A 16768-nucleotide genomic window follows, 5' to 3' on the forward strand; every position below is an offset into this window, starting at 1 on the left:
TGTATTTCGAAGCATCAAACAGCGAAGCTACGGTCTGTGTCCATTATTTGAGCAAAATACTTATTAGCTGTTGCGGCTGTCTTTCTGGTGCAAGGCAGTCTACTTCACCCAGTTTGGCCGCAAGGTTCTTGTTACTTGAAAGTTTAGGGCGCGATAGGTATTCGCGCTTTACTTTGAGATAGATTGATATGGGCGTGTTGTCCCGCATATAGTGTTGAATCAGGTCGCGCATACATCGGGCGAGCATAGTGTCATTCTGAATATCCCATAGCTGTTGCTCATTCGAAGGTTTAATTGAGACCACAAGATGATTGAAGTGGGTCAAACATGTTTTGCCAATTAAAAATCCCTGCCCAGCTCTGCTGTTATAATCTGGGTGAGTTCCCAACCTTGTCAGTGAGTCAACGGGAAGCTGACGACGCTCATGATGTTTAGCGGTGACCTCAATATCAAACGGGAAATAGTCGTTGAGCATCTGTTCAAGAGCATTGAGATTACGACTACTCTGGCTGAGCAAAAACGCGTACTGGAAAAACTGCCCATGCTGCTGTTCAAGTGCGGCGAGTTGATTGAGAAGCTTTGTTTTATCAGGATAGAGCTCGTTTTGGACTAGCAGCCAAGGTTGAGTTTCTAATTGGGCAATCAATTCAAAGTAGCGCTGATTGAACACATCAAGAAAATCTTTGAGTGCATGATCATCATCGTGCAATGCTGCCAAGAGTTCTTCGTAGATGTAGTAGGGAATGACACCTTTAACACCCGATAGTGCTTGTTTCGCTAAGCGTAACTTTGCCCGGTTGTTTTTGAGTGAAAAATACTGAATTTCACTGGCATCACCTGTTGGCATCGCTTCAGCTTTGAGTACCAAATCAATCCGTTGTGGTGAATCGGCGATAAAACGTGCCAGTAGACGCATTGCCTGCGCAAAGTGATACTTTTCGGTGTTTTGAGTGAGATCTGTAACTACATTCATCATCATGTCCCAAACTACATCGAGCGCTGACTGCCGTGGATCTTAGGATAACGTTTAACAACGCCATCTCGGCCGTAGACTCGAATCGAGAGTTGAATGTAGCGATCAAAACTACAGAACTGTTGGAAGAAGCGGTTAAGGACATCGCTAAACGCAAGGAAACCACCTTGAGTATCGAGTGTGATTTCTATCTCAGTACCTGGTGAAAAGACATTTTTGCCTAAAATCCTCAAAGCCGACACTTGAGAACGAATCGTTACATCACGGATAGTTTGGATTTCGTCGGCTGCAATTTGGCTTCTGCTACAGAGTCTAAGCATGGTTTTAAGCGCTTCTGCTGGATGCTGTGCATGCAACAGCGAGACAAAATTAGCGTTAAGCAAAGCAATAAACTGCCAATGAAGGTGCGGATCCTGTTCACGGCCAATTGGCGCAGATGGTGGATAAATAGGACTGAAATCACCCGGTAGATCAATGCTTTCTAAGCACTCAAAATTACCTTGAACAGCACAAGCTCGTTTACCATTGGTGCAGAGCAGGCGAGTACCGAACAGTTTATTAAATTCCATCTCCCGTTGATTATTTAAGCTTACAGTGAGACGAAACTCGCTATTACTATCGCGGCTACATTGCCAGTGGTCGGCATTTTTATCTGAGCGATAGCTATCTTTAAATAGCGGAATTAAAGGTTTTTCGCCCATTGAAGTGATTTCAAACACTTCACGTACTTCGACGATTTCAATGTCAGTACCGCTGTGGGCATCGGCATTAATTGGCACGCTGAGGCTACGTTGATCATAGGCTGTTGGTTCACCGGTTTGTTCAAACAAATTAAGGGCAGGGACGATGTTGAGTTTAAACACCTGATTGTCGAATAGGCGCATGAACTCAGTCGGTAAACTGTGCATAAAAAGATTGAGCACAATGTGCGACGAATCGAACTGTTTAATCGCATCACCAAAACCTTTCAGCCTGAAAAATTGGCGCTTCTCTTTAAAGAAGAAAAACTCGCTGATCAACTGATAACCCGAAAACTGGTTGCCTTTTTGTGGCAAAAACTGAAATTGGCTATCACTGATGCGAGTTTTAAGTTTTTCAGGTGCTAGTACAACATGATGGGCACACTCTTGATCCGAAACGGAAATCGCTCGAGTTTCAGCCAGTAGCAGTTCAACTAAAGAATCGGCATTGTTTTCAAAGCCCTGAACAAAAAAATCTAGGTCGTCACAGCTTAATGAAGAAAAAGGGCGATCAGGGTCTAACGTCGAAAGTGTTAGCTGGATTACCGCAGTGGTGAGTTCAGTGCCTTTTGGACGGTTAAACTTGAAAGGTGCACTAGATGCCGAGGTATCCACCAGCTTAAATGGCGCAGTCGTGATCTCGTCGACCGTCGTGAACGTGCAGTTTTGCCCTTGAGCCAGTGCGGAAAATTGTGAGCCTTTAGGTAGCGTGACCGATTCGGAACAGTCAGCCTGTTCATCGAGTTGGAGATACGCAACGCTAGGTACGGTCTGGATATAGCTCGGATAAAGAACGCCAAGCAGACCTTCAACCACTTCTGGTAATTGGTCAGAGAGTTTTTTTTCAACGGTTGCATTAAGCAGTGCCACGCCGTCTAGCAACCGGGCAAGACTCGGATCTTCGATCTGACCTTGGTGGATATTGAGTCGTTCAGCATGACTAGGGTGTTGCTGACCAAACTGACCAAGCGCACGTCGAACCAATGTGAGTTCTTGTTCGAAGTATCTTAGCATTGGATCACTCATAGCTATCCTCCGACATTGACGCTTTTAGATCGCTGAGTGAAATCTTCGAGTCAAATACCAACTCAGTTTCTCCTTGATTAGTTTTTGCTTTTGCAATGATGTTAAACGCGATCGCATTTTCACTCTCTTTGCGTTCACCTAACTCAACCATCACTTGGCTCAAACGAGGCTCGAAATGCTTGATATAACTTTCTAAGTGAAGAGCTAACTGACTCTGGTCAAGGCTGGCACTCAGTAGTTGCACATCTTCGATACCAAAACGGAAATTGGAACGTTGCAGCTCTAAGAACCGGTCATCGATTTCGAATAGTGACGCTTCCGACTCTAGCAATTTGGTCAGGTGGTATTTGATATCCTCAATGTCATCATTTGGCCCTGATGTATCGTGAGGTTGAACAAAGCTCTTCCAGAAACTCATTACGCCACCTCATTGAGCTCGGTGGTTAACACCACTTCACCACTAAAATGGTCATATTGGTATTGCGGCACCATACGTAAGGTACAATTGAAACTACCGGTATGATGTGCAGACTCCGTGACATTGATCTTGGCGAAGCTAAGTGGGTATTTGGAGAGTGTTTCTTCATTGGCAAGCGCGACATTGCTGGAGAACTTTTCGATCCAGTGGGTCAAAAAGAGTTCACACTCTGCCGCGGTATTAAAGCTACCAATCATCTCGCGCACTTGTACTTTCAGGTAGTGGGCGATACGGCAAGACATTAGGCTGGTTTGGATCTGTGTCAGTACTTTTTCATTGTCTGTCTGACCACTTTGCCAAATTGAGTTATTGCCGTTGAAGTAATATTTATCGCTTAAAGCACTTTTAGTTAATGGAATAAAGCCATTTTGGGCGTAAAAAGTCGCAATTTGACCAAACAATACCACGTCAGTTTCTGGTTTTGCTAAGAAGCGGCTATTGGACTGTTCAAGATTGACGAGAGCGCCTTGAGATTTGTCATTCCAGCGCGATTTCAAAAATCCAAACCAGTTGACCCTGTGGTGCTCGCGCATAATCGTCGCTGCAAACGCAAAAGTCGCGTTACCCCAGAGACCTTGCCCTGATTCATTGTATATAAAACCCACTTTCGAATTTTTATAGCGGCTTCTCATGCGAATAGAGGGCATGACAAAGCCAACAAACTTGGTGGAAACTTTACTTCTCAGGTTTTGCCATGATTGGTAGTCGACACCGGAGAGTATTTTGTCAATTCGATTGGTGTCAGAAAGCCAATCTGCACTAGATTCGACAAAAAACTGTCTATCTGGAGAAAACAACATCGGGCAGAGGGATAGCTCACCGAGTTTGCTGAGCAGCTCCAGTGTAAATAGGTCGTCATAGTCGGCGTCAAAGTCCATATCTAACGAGATGTTATGGCTAAAGACGAGACAACCAAATGGATGACCACCAAGAGTGTTTAGCTCTTTGTTACCAATCTTGTTATACAGTTCGCTGCCCTTAATGGTGTAAGCCTGATTGACATCACTGGAGACTTCACTCCAATCCATATCGAGCAACTTCAGTCTGGTGCGTTGCTTGTTGACTGGCAGTGTCGCTAAACCTTCAAGTCCTAACCAACTTGCGTGCAGTGTTTCAAAGTCGTTGTGGTGAAGGATCTCGTCAAGTTGTTTCGATATACCATCATCCAGTTGGTGAATCATCTTGGAAACAAACGCAATCAGACTTGCTTTGCTGTGAAGTGCATCCTGTGAGATTTCAGACAGCAGAGAAAGCGACTCTTGCAAAAAGTCGTTGTCTGTGTTGTCTAATTCGGCAAAATTCCGTTGCCATTGTGAGTCGAGATTAAAATCCATAACGTCCTGAGGATATGCAGTGAGGAAAATAAGGCCGGAAAATCCGGCCTTATTTGGATTTAGCCTGGAATCTTAGCAACCATACGAACTGAGGTAGTCAGCTCTTCTAGTTGTAGCCAAGGACGCAGGTGTGCGACCGCTGAGTAAGAGCCAGGACGGCCCGGTTGTTCAACGACTTCAATACGTGACTCTGCCAGAGGCGTTCTCGCTCGTTGTTCGTTACCAATTGCACCAGCGTTGGTGTATTGGTCAATCCACAACTGAAGTTCACGTTGAATGTCTGGAGCCTCTAGGTTTGACCCCAGTTTGTCACGGCCCATCACTTTGAGATAGTGAGCAATACGGCCACTCGCCATGATGTAAGGCAGACGAGCGGAAATCGCCGCGTTTGCTGTTGCATCTGGGTCAGTAAATGTTTTTGGTTTTTGAGTCGTTTGACCACCAATAAACACACCGTAGTTAGAGTTTTTGTAGTGAACTAAAGGCAAGAAGCCAAGATCACTTAACTCTTTTTCACGTTCATCAGTGAGGTTTACTTCAGTAGGGCATTGCTGAACAAGATCACCGGCTTCTGTTTTGTACGTTAGGTTTGGTAGGTTTTCTACCTTACCGCCGTTATCCAGACCACGGATCGCAGTACACCAGCCAGAAGCTGTGTATGCTTGAGTCATTTTTAGACCAAGATCGTAAGCAGCGTTAGACCAAACAAGCTGATCATTGCTTGCTGGTTTTGGATTGCCATCCATATCTGTGCCTAGCTCTTCGTAGTTAAATGACTTCGTGCTTAGACCTTTCTCACCGTATGGCAGACGAGCCATGGTACGTGGCAGAGTTAAGGTCACATAACGAGCGTCATCACTTTCACGGAATGCATTCCACGCGGCGTATGCTGGTGAATCAAAGCCAGCCGCTACTGGTTTACCTTCATCAAAAGTCGTGAAGTTGTTAAATTCAAACATCTGTGCATTGGCTGCAGCGATGAATGGCGCATGACACGCGGCTGCGACTTCGCCCATGTATCGAAGTAACGCTACATCTTCATCTTTAGCGCTGAATTCATAGTCGCCGATGAATGTGCCATAAGGTTCACCACCAGCGGTGCCAAATTCACCTTGGTATACGGCGTTGAACAATGGGCTACGATCGATCGCTGGTGCATCTTCAAATTGCTCAAGTAACTCTTCTTGAGTGAAATCAACCATTTTGATCTTAAGATCACGGCCAAGCTCGCTTTCTTTAACCAACTTTTGTACACCACGCCATGAACCTTCCAGCTTTTGGAAGTCATTTTGTTGCATCACTTCCGAAAGCTGCTTAGAAAGCTTCTTATCGATTTCAGAGATCGCATTCTCGATAGTCTTGGTAAGGTTTTTGTCCCACGTTACCGTACCTGATAACGCTTGCTCTGCGAGTACAGAGAACAGTTCTTTAGTGGTATCAGCAGGCGTCTGTGTCGTCGCTTCAATCGCGCGATCCAGAAAACTTAATGCGCCTTCTACCGCTTCGGGCTGGCCTTGCTTTTCAGCTTCAGTGCTCATTATTCGCCTCCTTCTTTGTTGATACCAAGCTCTTCAGAAAGTGCGTTGATTGTGTCCGCGCTTTGCAGTACTTCTTTAAGTAGTTTTTCTAGATCGCGAGAGCGGTCTGCCTTTGAAAGTAGCACCTTCAGTTGGTTACGAGTTTCTACCAGCTTCTTCAGAGGCTCAACTTGTTCAATGATGGCTTCTGGCTCAAAGTCTTTCATCGAGTTGAACTTTAGGCTAGCTTCAAACTGACTGTCATCATCGGCTAAAACATTATCAACTTTGAGGGTTAGCTCAGGGCCAATACGTTTCATTACGTTGTCAAAGTTGTCTTTGTCGACGTTGTAGAACGTGCGTTCTTCAACGTCTTCTTTATCTTGTTTATGACCCGAATAGTCACCAATTACCCCAACAACAAATGGGAGTTCTTTGGTTTCTACAGCGCCATTAGTTTCCACATCGTAAGTGATACTTACGCGGTTCTTACTTACGCGTTTGTGTTGGGAATTAAGTGCCACAATGGATCTCCTTATTCAATTATGAAGCAGTTGATGTCACTTTAGCCGCTGTAGCATCAAAGCCAACTTCAGGACCTTTCTCGATCTTACCGCCTTCGCCTTCGATGTAGTAAGCTTTTGAAATTTCAGTGTAAGTTAGGCTGAATGATTCGTTTGGCAGTGAACCGTCAGACGCGGCCATGTTGTAGCTAGACATACGTGCTGCTTTTAAAGTAAGAATTAAGTATGGATCAGCACCTGAACCTTCACGGTTTGGCTTAGTCATGACGATCTCAACGGTTTTGCCTTCGCCGCCTGGTGCGTATAGGAAGGTTGTTAGGTAAGGTGTCGCACCGTCACAACCGCGAGTTACGTTAACTTCACCAAGTGCAACCATACCTTGGTCTGCGTTGTTTGCGTTGCCGACATCAATACCTACACCACGAACGGCGTTCCATGTGATTGTATCGATAGCGAAGAAGCCATCTTTACCACCAATTTTTTCTACAGTTGCAGCACCTTTAGGTTTTGTACCGTCTATTCTCATGAAAATAGAAGCCATTTTATTCTCCTTTGCTGATCAGCATCTCGTTACCACTCAAAGTCATTCAGGCTACCTGATGACGGAGTGGAGGTCGCTTCAGTTTGTGTTGGTTTGTTTGTAGTAGCTGCTTCTTGTTGAGGAATTTCAACGGAAGGAGCCGGTTCTATAGCTAATTGAGTATCGTTATTGACGATGACGTTCGTATTAACGACGGAAGGTTGGGAAGGGGTTTTATCACTAAGATCAAGCTGATTTAAGTTATCCATCCCAGTCAATTGGTTAATGTGCTGTATCACGCTACTGTTGCCACCGGTCATCTCTTGCAACAATTCTGGCAGACTCATGTAGCCCCAACGAATCGCACGTTCAAGTAAAAATGAAATCGGGCTGTGAGGCTCAGTCTGCTTAAAAAATTCTGACAGTTCTCTTAGTTGCTGGAACGCCTGATCACGACTGGTTACCGGTTTAACGGCTACAGGTTGAGTCACAAATACAGCCGCTTGTGTTGGTGTCGACATTGAATCGGACGTGACTTGAGGTGCAGTCTCAACTGGTGTTGCTGATGTAGCGGGTATTGAAGGTGCTACATCGTTCAGCGGTTCACTCGACGCTTGATGGTCAACAGCAGTAGGCTCGCTTGGTGTCGGCTCTATCACTTCTTCTTTGCGTAGCTTTAGGTTCTCGTCCAGTGGCCAAACAGTGAACTTTTCCCCAGTAAGGTAGCGAATTGCATTGATTACATCAGCGATGTTCGTTTTTACAAAGCGGAAACTGATGGGTGTGATGCCGACTAGCTGACACTGTTTTGCGATGGATGCTTCCGCTTCCGTAAAGTGTTGATAGGCTTGCGCGAGCAGTAAAACCGTCTCTTCTACATCGCTAGAAAACTGTTGTTGTGCCTTTTCCACTAGTGTTGCAAGCGTGCCACTGCGCTCGGCTCGAAGATAGTCACCAAAAGTGATGTCATCAATCATGCCAATCAATTGCAGTGGCATAAATAGGGCGGTTGAGTCGTTACTTTCACCGACAAGTTGTAGCAGAGGCTTGATTCTGAACTCAGTCAGCTCTTGCTGTTTCCCTTGCTCGTCACTGCTTTTAATTTTGTTTTCAGGCAAGGTCGGATGCAACTCAGTTCCGAACTGTTCGATAAACTGAGTCAGTACGCTGGTGGAATCAGCAAGATTTTGATACGGCTGTGCGGTGAACAGTTGGCTTGAGATATACCAGCCTAAAAGTTCAATATCTTTTGTTGATTGAGTGAGCGCTTCATACGTGCTCTCGTGTAACTGTTGCCAATTATGTTGGTTGGCTCTAAGTAGCGCTTCATCATTAGATGCGTCTGGTGTCTCAATCAACTGACGAAACGAAGATTGTGCGGCGTTGTAATTATTACGCAAGCCACGGTAAGCAGTACGATCAAGTTTAAGGTAAGCACCTGTTGGAGATTCTTCGGAGATGGGTGTTAGCAAACGATCGATTTCTACCATGCAGCTTCCGTTATTATTTTGTATCAGTCTGGTTAATGTAATCGCCTGTTAAATTGATGGGATGTGGGGCGATTCCTACAATTGATAGTCTAGGCATATTTTTGTAAAAGGCTCGTCCATTTTCATTATTTCGCCAAAAAAGTGACTTGCATCTAAAAAATTGGACGGAGCACGATTACATTTTAGTAAATCCTTGTTTATGGGAAGGTTTTATCCGCCGATAAGAACGGTGGGCATACCTAATACGATAGTGCCACCATGTGCAGTAGTATCCCCCATTCTGGCTGCTGGTTTGTTCATTATTAGTACAGTCGCACTGCCTTTGACTATCGAGTCTGGAGGGCCGACACACACGCACATGTCACCCATAGTTGCGGCAGGCATATTGCCAATCAGCACTGTTGGTACTCCCGGTCCGGTAATTGGTCCACCAACGTGAGGTATAGGGGGGACTGCAGGTGTTTGCATGGGACAAACATGCATGTCTGTTAGGCGAGCCGCTAACGTCATACTTTTCCTCCATTGCCACCGTTGGCGATATCTAATGCATAAGCCACTGATTGAGTATAATAGGCGGGTGCCTCATTCCAAGTAGGCAGTGCCGCTGAGTGATTAATTGCGCCTGCAACGGCTTTTGCATAGAGAAATGGATCTGGCATGACAGCGGGCAGATCGGGGGCGACAATACTGCCTGAACCATTCCAAAAAACGGCTTGAGCTAGCCAAGATGGCCCACAGTTAAGCTCCAGTCGATTGGATAATAGCTCGGCTTTGCGCCTAAGTTCTTCAGCAGGTGATTGAACCCATTGCTGGGCTGTTTGAATGCATTGGAGCTGGGTAGGGTTCCAAACATCTTGGCGTAGTTGAAGACAAAGACTCGCCCACCATACCGCTTCACGGACAGGCAGCGCATGAGCAAGAAACTGGATCAAGTCGTTAAATAGCTGCGCTTGCTGTAAGGCTTCTAGTGCCTGTGAAACGGACATCTCTGGATCGAGCTGTTGTTGTGCTTCTTCGGAAGCTTTAAACCTTGGTAGTATTTGGCCACAGGTTTGGTAAGGGATTTTTTTATAGTTCATTAGTTTACCTTAACAATGGCGCCTTTAACTTCGCCCATAACGCCGCCATCGAATGTTGCCTTGAGCCCAGATTTAAACTCTGCACTCAACGACCCTTCTGCCGATAACGTGGTGTCGGCTTTGATCGATACGCTCATACCTTTGATCGAATTTGAACTCGTTGCTTGTAAAGCGGTTGTCGCTCCTGTGATTTTGTTAGCTGAGGTCGCTTTACTTGTCACATTAGTGCCTTGAAGATTAAGAGCGCTGCTGGCTTTTATGTCGATGTTGCTCGCTTCGATGCTAATGGATGATGACGTAATCGATATCTTGCTAGAACCGACTTTGAGGTCGATGCTGTCATCCGCTTCGATGGTGATGGTTTTCGCTTTATTACTCAGCGCCTTAGCTACGGTGAGGCTGTAGTTATCTTCGGTCGATATCGCCATCTGTTTGGTGACTTTCTGTGCCAACTTACCTTTCACCGTTTCAGTATGATTGTTTTCCACTTCTTGAGTGATGTCCTTGGCCGCATGCAGATAAATCAGCTCATTATCTTTGTTGTCATCGAAATAGAGTTCGTTCGATTGACCGGACAGCTTGGTTTTAATCCCACTTTTCGTTGAATTTGATTCTTTGTACGGCGGAGCATTCTTGCTGTTATAGACGCTACCAGTAATGATCGGCTGGTCTGGATCGCCATCGATAAACGAGACGAGAACTTCTTGACCAGTGCGAGGGATAAACTGGGCTCCGTAGCCGCTTCCTGCCATCATCTGTGCAACGCGAACGTAGCAACTGGTTTTATCACCGCTTGCTTCCGTATCCCATTGAAACTGGATTCTGACTCGGCCTTGCTCATCTTGGTTTATCTCTCCGACTGTAGATCCTGCGACGATCGCGCTCTGCATCCCATGAACCCGTTGTTTTTCGACTGGATTTGGATAGTAGGTTGTTGCTTTTGGAACGGCGGTAATCGTGCTACTGCACGTTACATCCGAAGAGTAACGGGTCGTAACCGAAATAACCGAATAATCGTCAAGCTGAGATTTATCGAGATGACTGGACAGAGAAAACCACGTCGCTATGTCGAATAAGTCGTGTTTCGCTGTCGATTCAATGGTTTGATAGTTTTGTTGCAGATGCTCAATCCTGCGTTTTGCTAGGTTGCTGGCTAAATCGGTTTTATCTCCTGAGATCCCTAAAGGCGGATAGTGTCGATTCGCCAACTTAGTGTTGTTAGCAATGGAATGAGTGCTTTTTTGAGCTTTACTCGTCACGAATTTAGTTTGAGTGTAATCGTAGGCGGTTAATTCAATACTCGCGCCGTGAAATGCCAGTGCAGGTGCCCAAGTATCAAGTAGTGGCAATGAACCTGAAGGGGTTTCTGCCATATCAAACTTCGCATTGTCAGCTTTATCGAAAGGGGACTGCGCATCTTGCAGTACTAGGGTGTGTTCAGTCGCTGAGTGAGTAAAGTAGTAATGGATACCTTCCTCTGCCAGCAAACGTGTGACGAAATCGAAATCAGATTCATTGTACTGAAGACAATATTCGCGTTTGGTAGAAGGCATCTTGGCGATTTTATAGCAACCTTTGAACCCCGCATTGTCGAAGATGTCACTGACTATCTCTTTGGTTGACTGATTTTGGTATACACGAAAAGCATGAGTGTGTTTTAGAAGATCTAACCATGGACTGAGCGTTATCTGATAAACCGCGTATTGCAGGTTGCTATCCATACCCTGATTTTCAATACGCGTCACAATGCCATTGTACGATCGTGACAAGGTTGAACTGCCCGTAAGGTTTGAATAGCGATTGATTGTCAATAACTGACCCAACTGGCTTTGAGCATCAAAATTACTGGAAATAAGTGTCGCTGTGATTGAAAACGATTGTGACAAAGATTGAGTCACGGAAAATTGGCTGATGGTATGTTGTTGGCCTTTGTAATCTTTGGCGGATATCGGGCTAGCAGATGCCGAATATTTTTCAGCCATAACACGTCCTTTAAACTGACTTCTTCGCGTCGAAATAAACGTATTTCGAAACAATGGGTTGTGATATGTGTTAATAATGTATTAAAAAGTAGCAGGATTTTATTATTAAATAAATTAAATTCGCTATGATTTATAAATCACATAACTATTGGGGAGAGTGTAATGGCTAGTGCTGATGCAAAGAACATGGCAAAAGAGTTTTTAAACCATGTCGAGAAAGAAAGTGCTACTTACCATAAAAGTTGGGCTAGAAAGTTTGGTAACAAATATCAGTCAGCTAAAAATTGGGTTAAGCGTGACAAAAAAATGGTCGCCATGGACGTGGTGCAGCAAGGCATTAAAACGGGCATTGGTCTGATTCCTTTTCCTGGCAGTAAAGAAGGGGCTGCTATGTTGGAATCAGCGGGGGGCGCTGCGTTAAAAGCGGCTTCGCGTAAAGCTTGGGAAGAGGGTTCAAAGAAGGGGGTTAAGACACTGCTTTCAAAGAAAATCGAAGAAGCACGTAAGCAGTTGAAAGTGAATCCCGTCGGTAAAGTAGATCACCAAGTGTTTGTAAACTCGGCGCAAAAACGTGATCAAAAAATGCACGCTATTCGTAAACTAGTGAAGTACGAGATTAAGTTATTACCTAAGAAAGCGGATGAAATGAGTTTAAGGCTATTTAAGCTCAAAGAGGCGATCAACTCATCGAGAAAAAAACTTTCGCAGACTATTATCAGCATGGATTCCAGTGAAGATGCGACGTTGGAAAGAATGCAGGCATGGGCTGAATACTTTACTGCTGTTCAAGAAGTACAGCACTATCAAGACAAGTTGCGTGAAACCTTGGTGCATGTCCAAGAAATAACCAAAGACGTTGAGTGGTTCTTGGCATCCAGTGAAGCGGCAACGGAGCAGATGACCGCGGAAAACCTACCGAAACTTGAAGAGGCGTTTGATCAAATAAGAAGAGGTTACGGCAACATAAACTCACTCAAGCAATTGCAGAATATGATGCTAGAGAAAAACTTAATTGACTCTGGCTTGATCGACCCAAGCATGGCGAAGTACAAGTATTCTGTGTAGTGATGACTTCAGTTACAGAAAAACCGCATCACGGGATGCGGTTTTTTTTCATATTAACCACGATAGTTTATCGGCTATCAACCACTAGTAGTTTGGCTGTGCGATAAGCGAAAGCCATGCTTTCCACTTCGTTTGGTCGCTGGATGAGATGATCGACAGAAGGAAGCACGATAAAGAACACCAGTGGTTCTGGATAGATGTACTTCCACGTATGGTCACTAGAGGACTTTTTGTATGCCTTGAGATTGATGGTCAGTACCAATTGTTCAGGGGCGAGTCTACTGCCTTTAAATTTACCCAGCTCGTGAACGGCTCCCCACAGAGAGTCTAATGAACGCTCATGGGTACTCTTGAGAAACATCTCTAACTGTAATGTATCCTGTTCATTCTGTTTTATTGTACTATTGCGTTGGGTGAAACGTAGTCCTTGTTGAAAAGGGAGGTAATCTAGGGAATTGTCGACAATCTGATTTTGCTGTGGGCATAGCTGAACAGAATCGCTGGCTTGTTGGCTTGCATAAAGTTCACAACTGAACTGTTTGATTATCTCTTCTAAAGCTAGATGAAATTGCTCACTTTTTAGATCTTCTACCGTCACCGCTTGGTTTTCTATCGCTTCAGCGAAGACCTGCTCGAAAGACTGATTCACACTGTGTTTGTCTTCAACCAGCACGAACTCGTTATGCACAATCGCCGCTTTGAGCACATTGTTCGATTCGATAACAGTGATGTCATCATCTGAGTACGTTACGTCTCGTATCTGGGGATAGTAGGGCTGACGTTCTGCTGGAGAAAACATCGAGCAACCAGCCAAAGTAACTACTGTTAACCCTAATAGTATGGTTTGAACCTTACCAACGCGCATAAGCCTTTGTCGTTATTTATTGGTGAATGTATCTAGGATACTAATTGTATACTGACTGAGAGTCATTGATATCATTGCAATAATGTTGCCCTAGGTCACATCACCGTTTTTCTTTGCCTTTGTGTGCTTATCTCATTACTGGCATTTAGCCTACTACCTTAGTCTAAATTGTCGACAATCTGTTTGATTGTCGACAATATAATGGTCTATTTTAATTCTGTACCAACAAATTGTAGACAGTCTGCTGTCGTTAGCGTGAGTAATTCAGATATGAACCTAGAACTTAAATCTCGTCGTAAAGAAGGCGCGGCCGAAAAAGAGAATACTAAGTCTGAGACGCTGACAGAGTCTTTGGTCGAGGCGATAGTCAATGGCGATATTGCACCAGGCAGTAAAATCTCTGAGCCGGAACTGGCAAAGAGTTATCAAGTTAGCCGTGGCCCGTTGCGTGAAGCGATCATGCGCCTTGAGGGATTAGGTTTGATTGAGCGCATTCCTCATGTCGGTGCTCGTGTGATTACCTTCTCTCCCGAAAAACTTATCGAGCTCTATTCAGTGCGAGAAGCTCTAGAAGGGATGGCAGCTCGTTTAGCCGCTAGACATATTACTACTGAAGAGTTGGCGGGCCTTGAAGCCGTTTTGTCGACACATTCAAATCATATTGATGAAGTCGAAGGCGCGTCCTATTTTCACCAGCACGGTGATTTCGACTTTCACTACCGAATCATTTTAGCCAGTCGCAACAGCCAGTTGATCTCGTTGCTATGCGATGAGCTATACCACTTACTGCGCATGTACCGCTATCAGTCACCGCGAGCACAGTCTCGTCCGGTAGAAGCGTTGGATGAGCACAAATACATTTTACAGGCGATCCGTAACCGTGATGAAGAGTTGGCTGAAATGCTAATGCGTCGTCATATTTCTGGAAGCCGCACACTGATTGAACAACAAATCCTAAGGGACTAGAGGAAACAGTCATGAGTTTATCTCAAGGGGCGAAGTTCAGACTTGCCGTCGAGCAAAATAACCCACTTCAAATCGTCGGAACGATTAATCCGTACTGCGCCATGATGGCGAAAAACTTAGGTCATCAGGCGATTTACTTGTCAGGTGGCGGTATCGCCAATGCTTCGTATGGTTTGCCTGATCTGGGTATCACCACTCTAAACGATGTTTTGGTTGATGTAGAGCGTATTACAAACGCATGCGACTTACCGTTACTGGTTGATATCGATACCGGTTTTGGTGGAGCGTTTAACATCGCGCGTACCATCAAAGCGATGGAGAAGGTCGGTGCTGGTGCGGTACATATGGAAGACCAAGTTGCTCAAAAGCGTTGTGGTCACAGACCGAATAAAGCGATCGTTAGCCAGCAGGAGATGGTCGACCGAGTCAAAGCGGCCGTTGACGCTCGCAACGATGAAAGCTTTGTCATCATGGCACGCACCGACGCCTTGGCTGTTGAAGGTATCGACAGTGCGATAGAGCGTGCTATCGCTTGTGTGGAAGCTGGGGCGGATATGATTTTCCCCGAGGCGATGAACAAACTAGAGCAGTACGTTCAGTTTTCTCAAGCTTTAGAGCAGGCGACGGGCAGACATGTTCCAATCCTGGCAACATTACTGAATTTGGCCAAACGCCTTTGTATGGTTGTGAAGAGCTGGCTAAGTCGCGAGTGGATATGGTGCTTTACCCGTTAAGTGCGTTCCGAGCGATGAACAAGGCGGCGGAAACCGTCTACAAACACTTGTTGGAAGTAGGGAACCAAGAAGCGCTCACGGAATCCATGCAGACGCGCAAAGAGCTCTATGCTCACCTCAAATATCACGATTATGAAGATAAGCTGGATCAGCTATTTTCAGAAGGAAAATAATCACTCGGAAGCCCAGGAAAACGAATTCGGAATTAATCCAATAACGTGAAATCGTCGGCTATCAAATCGCTCCGCTAAAGAGAGCAGTAGCCGATGGAAAAGGAGTTCAAAATGTCTCAAGCATCAAACAAAACAGCAGAGTTAGGCGGCGCAGGCCTACGTGGTCAGAGCGCAGGTAGCACGGCTTTGTGTACTGTCGGAAAAACCGGAACAGGATTGACGTATCGTGGTTACGACATTACCGACCTAGCTAACAATGCGCAGTTCGAAGAAGTTGCACACTTATTGTTACGCGGTCACCTTCCAACTCAAACAGAACTGGATAAATACAAAACACGCCTCATCAGTTTACGTGGCCTGCCAGCAGAACTAAAGCAGGCACTGGAGTTGATCCCAGCCTCTGCGCATCCGATGGATGTTATGCGCACAGGTTGTTCTGTGCTGGGCAACTTGGAGCAAGAAACCAGCTTTGATGAGCAGGTTGCTGCGACAGAACGTATGCTAGCGCTGTTTCCTGCCATTATTTGTTACTGGTATCGCTTTAGTCACGACGGTGTGCGCATAGACACGGCAGATCAGTCTGAGACTTGTATCGGTGGCTACTTCCTTAAAATGTTGACAGATAAAACACCCACAGACATGCACAAGCAGGTGATGCACTGCTCATTGATTTTATATGCAGAGCATGAGTTCAATGCGTCGACGTTTGCGGCGCGGGTGTGTGCATCAACATTGTCCGATTTGCATTCATGTATTACGGCGGCTATCGGCACATTGCGTGGGCCACTTCACGGTGGTGCGAATGAAGCGGCTATGGAGATGATTGAGGATTGGCAAACGCCTGATGAAGCTGAAGCTAATATCATGCAGATGCTAGCCAATAAGGACAAGATCATGGGCTTTGGTCATGCGATCTACCGTGAGAGTGACCCTCGTAACGCACTGATCAAACGTTGGTCAAAAGAGCTCTCACAGGCTGTGGGCGATACTCATTTGTACGCGGTTTCCGAGCGCGTAGAAGCGGTAATGAAGCGCGAGAAAGGATTATTCTGTAATGCAGATTTCTTCCATGCTTCGGCGTACCACTTTATGGACATCCCAACCAAACTGTTTACGCCAATCTTTGTGATGAGCCGTTTAACTGGCTGGGCAGCGCATGTTTACGAACAGCGTGCAAACAACCGCATCATCCGTCCGAGCGCGGATTATACAGGCCCTGATCATCAAGATTGGGTACCAATCGAAAACAGGTAACCCCACAAAAACTGCTCCCTCGCAGTTTGAGGGAGTGAAGAAAAACGA

General features: G+C 45.4%; 15 protein-coding genes and 1 pseudogene. 4 read left to right on the forward strand and 12 right to left on the reverse strand.

What is annotated here, in order from left to right:
- Positions 1 to 43: 43 nt before the first annotated feature.
- From DA100_RS11800 to tssI, 11 genes are all read right to left on the reverse strand, one after another.
- The gene (locus DA100_RS11800) at positions 44 to 973 is read right to left on the reverse strand and encodes a type VI secretion system baseplate subunit TssG (protein ID WP_138972381.1); all 930 of its coding nucleotides are present in this window, start codon (positions 971 to 973) and stop codon (positions 44 to 46) included.
- Between the two features lie 14 nt (positions 974 to 987).
- A complete protein-coding gene (gene tssF, locus DA100_RS11805; RefSeq protein WP_138972314.1) occupies positions 988 to 2739 on the reverse strand; it encodes a type VI secretion system baseplate subunit TssF in 1752 nt (583 codons plus the stop codon).
- A complete protein-coding gene (gene tssE, locus DA100_RS11810) occupies positions 2732 to 3157 on the reverse strand; it encodes a type VI secretion system baseplate subunit TssE (protein ID WP_138972315.1) in 426 nt (141 codons plus the stop codon). Before tssE ends, tssF begins: the two co-directional genes overlap by 8 nt.
- Positions 3157 to 4551: a type VI secretion system contractile sheath large subunit gene (locus DA100_RS11815; RefSeq protein ID WP_138972316.1), complete on the reverse strand. Its 1395-nt coding sequence runs from the start codon at positions 4549 to 4551 to the stop codon at positions 3157 to 3159. Before DA100_RS11815 ends, tssE begins: the two co-directional genes overlap by 1 nt.
- A gap of 59 nt (positions 4552 to 4610) precedes the next feature.
- The gene (gene tssC / locus DA100_RS11820) at positions 4611 to 6089 is read right to left on the reverse strand and encodes a type VI secretion system contractile sheath large subunit (protein WP_138972317.1); all 1479 of its coding nucleotides are present in this window, start codon (positions 6087 to 6089) and stop codon (positions 4611 to 4613) included.
- Positions 6089 to 6592, reverse strand: a complete 504-nt coding sequence (gene tssB / locus DA100_RS11825; protein WP_138972318.1) for a type VI secretion system contractile sheath small subunit — start codon at positions 6590 to 6592, stop codon at positions 6089 to 6091. Before tssB ends, tssC begins: the two co-directional genes overlap by 1 nt.
- 19 nt (positions 6593 to 6611) lie before the next feature.
- Positions 6612 to 7133, reverse strand: coding sequence for a type VI secretion system tube protein Hcp (locus tag DA100_RS11830; RefSeq protein ID WP_138972319.1), 522 nt, complete (start codon positions 7131 to 7133; stop codon positions 6612 to 6614).
- 29 nt (positions 7134 to 7162) lie between these two features.
- Positions 7163 to 8602: a type VI secretion system ImpA family N-terminal domain-containing protein gene (locus DA100_RS11835; RefSeq protein WP_138972320.1), complete on the reverse strand. Its 1440-nt coding sequence runs from the start codon at positions 8600 to 8602 to the stop codon at positions 7163 to 7165.
- A 210-nt stretch (positions 8603 to 8812) separates the two neighbouring features.
- On the reverse strand, positions 8813 to 9112 hold the full coding sequence (locus DA100_RS11840; RefSeq protein ID WP_138972321.1) for a PAAR domain-containing protein: 300 nt from the start codon (positions 9110 to 9112) through the stop codon (positions 8813 to 8815).
- The gene (locus tag DA100_RS11845; protein ID WP_138972322.1) at positions 9109 to 9681 is read right to left on the reverse strand and encodes a hypothetical protein; all 573 of its coding nucleotides are present in this window, start codon (positions 9679 to 9681) and stop codon (positions 9109 to 9111) included. Before DA100_RS11845 ends, DA100_RS11840 begins: the two co-directional genes overlap by 4 nt.
- Positions 9681 to 11663 (reverse strand): type VI secretion system tip protein TssI/VgrG, encoded by a 1983-nt coding sequence (gene tssI / locus DA100_RS11850; protein ID WP_138972323.1) that lies wholly within the window; start codon positions 11661 to 11663, stop codon positions 9681 to 9683. The genes DA100_RS11845 and tssI overlap by 1 nt, the downstream gene beginning before the upstream one ends.
- A gap of 162 nt (positions 11664 to 11825) precedes the next feature.
- Here tssI and DA100_RS11855 point away from each other — a divergent pair, with 162 nt between their 5' ends.
- Entirely contained in the window at positions 11826 to 12728 is a 903-nt protein-coding gene (locus DA100_RS11855) for a hypothetical protein (protein WP_138972324.1), read from the forward strand.
- 67 nt (positions 12729 to 12795) lie between these two features.
- On the opposite strand, the gene DA100_RS11860 is transcribed toward DA100_RS11855, so the two are convergent.
- Positions 12796 to 13593, reverse strand: a complete 798-nt coding sequence (locus tag DA100_RS11860; RefSeq protein WP_138972325.1) for a hypothetical protein — start codon at positions 13591 to 13593, stop codon at positions 12796 to 12798.
- 270 nt (positions 13594 to 13863) lie between these two features.
- On the opposite strand from DA100_RS11860, the gene DA100_RS11865 reads away from it, so the two are divergent.
- From DA100_RS11865 to prpC, 3 genes and pseudogenes are all read left to right on the forward strand, one after another.
- Positions 13864 to 14559, forward strand: coding sequence for a GntR family transcriptional regulator (locus DA100_RS11865; RefSeq protein ID WP_138972326.1), 696 nt, complete (start codon positions 13864 to 13866; stop codon positions 14557 to 14559).
- A gap of 11 nt (positions 14560 to 14570) precedes the next feature.
- Positions 14571 to 15466: pseudogene (gene prpB, locus DA100_RS11870) on the forward strand (methylisocitrate lyase).
- 111 nt (positions 15467 to 15577) lie between these two features.
- Positions 15578 to 16720 carry a 2-methylcitrate synthase gene (prpC, locus tag DA100_RS11875; protein ID WP_138972327.1) on the forward strand — a complete coding sequence of 381 codons (1143 nt, stop codon included), beginning with the start codon at positions 15578 to 15580 and terminating at the stop codon, positions 16718 to 16720.
- Positions 16721 to 16768: the final 48 nt, after the last annotated feature.

Source organism: Vibrio sp. Hep-1b-8, from assembly GCF_006124995.1.
GTDB lineage: Bacteria > Pseudomonadota > Gammaproteobacteria > Enterobacterales > Vibrionaceae > Vibrio.

What these genes read in the sequence shown, in the direction of transcription:
- tssI (WP_138972323.1), bottom strand. Translation starts at nt 11,663, where the DNA reads ATGGCTGAAAAATATTCGGCATCTGCTAGCCCGATATCCGCCAAAGAT.
- DA100_RS11865 (WP_138972326.1), top strand. Translation starts at nt 13,864, where the DNA reads ATGAACCTAGAACTTAAATCTCGTCGTAAAGAAGGCGCGGCCGAAAAA.
- DA100_RS11835 (WP_138972320.1), bottom strand. Translation starts at nt 8,602, where the DNA reads ATGGTAGAAATCGATCGTTTGCTAACACCCATCTCCGAAGAATCTCCA.
- DA100_RS11855 (WP_138972324.1), top strand. Translation starts at nt 11,826, where the DNA reads ATGGCTAGTGCTGATGCAAAGAACATGGCAAAAGAGTTTTTAAACCAT.
- DA100_RS11860 (WP_138972325.1), bottom strand. Translation starts at nt 13,593, where the DNA reads ATGCGCGTTGGTAAGGTTCAAACCATACTATTAGGGTTAACAGTAGTT.
- prpC (WP_138972327.1), top strand. Translation starts at nt 15,578, where the DNA reads ATGTCTCAAGCATCAAACAAAACAGCAGAGTTAGGCGGCGCAGGCCTA.
- tssF (WP_138972314.1), bottom strand. Translation starts at nt 2,739, where the DNA reads ATGAGTGATCCAATGCTAAGATACTTCGAACAAGAACTCACATTGGTT.
- tssE (WP_138972315.1), bottom strand. Translation starts at nt 3,157, where the DNA reads ATGAGTTTCTGGAAGAGCTTTGTTCAACCTCACGATACATCAGGGCCA.
- DA100_RS11830 (WP_138972319.1), bottom strand. Translation starts at nt 7,133, where the DNA reads ATGGCTTCTATTTTCATGAGAATAGACGGTACAAAACCTAAAGGTGCT.
- tssC (WP_138972317.1), bottom strand. Translation starts at nt 6,089, where the DNA reads ATGAGCACTGAAGCTGAAAAGCAAGGCCAGCCCGAAGCGGTAGAAGGC.
- DA100_RS11840 (WP_138972321.1), bottom strand. Translation starts at nt 9,112, where the DNA reads ATGACGTTAGCGGCTCGCCTAACAGACATGCATGTTTGTCCCATGCAA.
- DA100_RS11815 (WP_138972316.1), bottom strand. Translation starts at nt 4,551, where the DNA reads ATGGATTTTAATCTCGACTCACAATGGCAACGGAATTTTGCCGAATTA.
- DA100_RS11845 (WP_138972322.1), bottom strand. Translation starts at nt 9,681, where the DNA reads ATGAACTATAAAAAAATCCCTTACCAAACCTGTGGCCAAATACTACCA.
- DA100_RS11800 (WP_138972381.1), bottom strand. Translation starts at nt 973, where the DNA reads ATGAATGTAGTTACAGATCTCACTCAAAACACCGAAAAGTATCACTTT.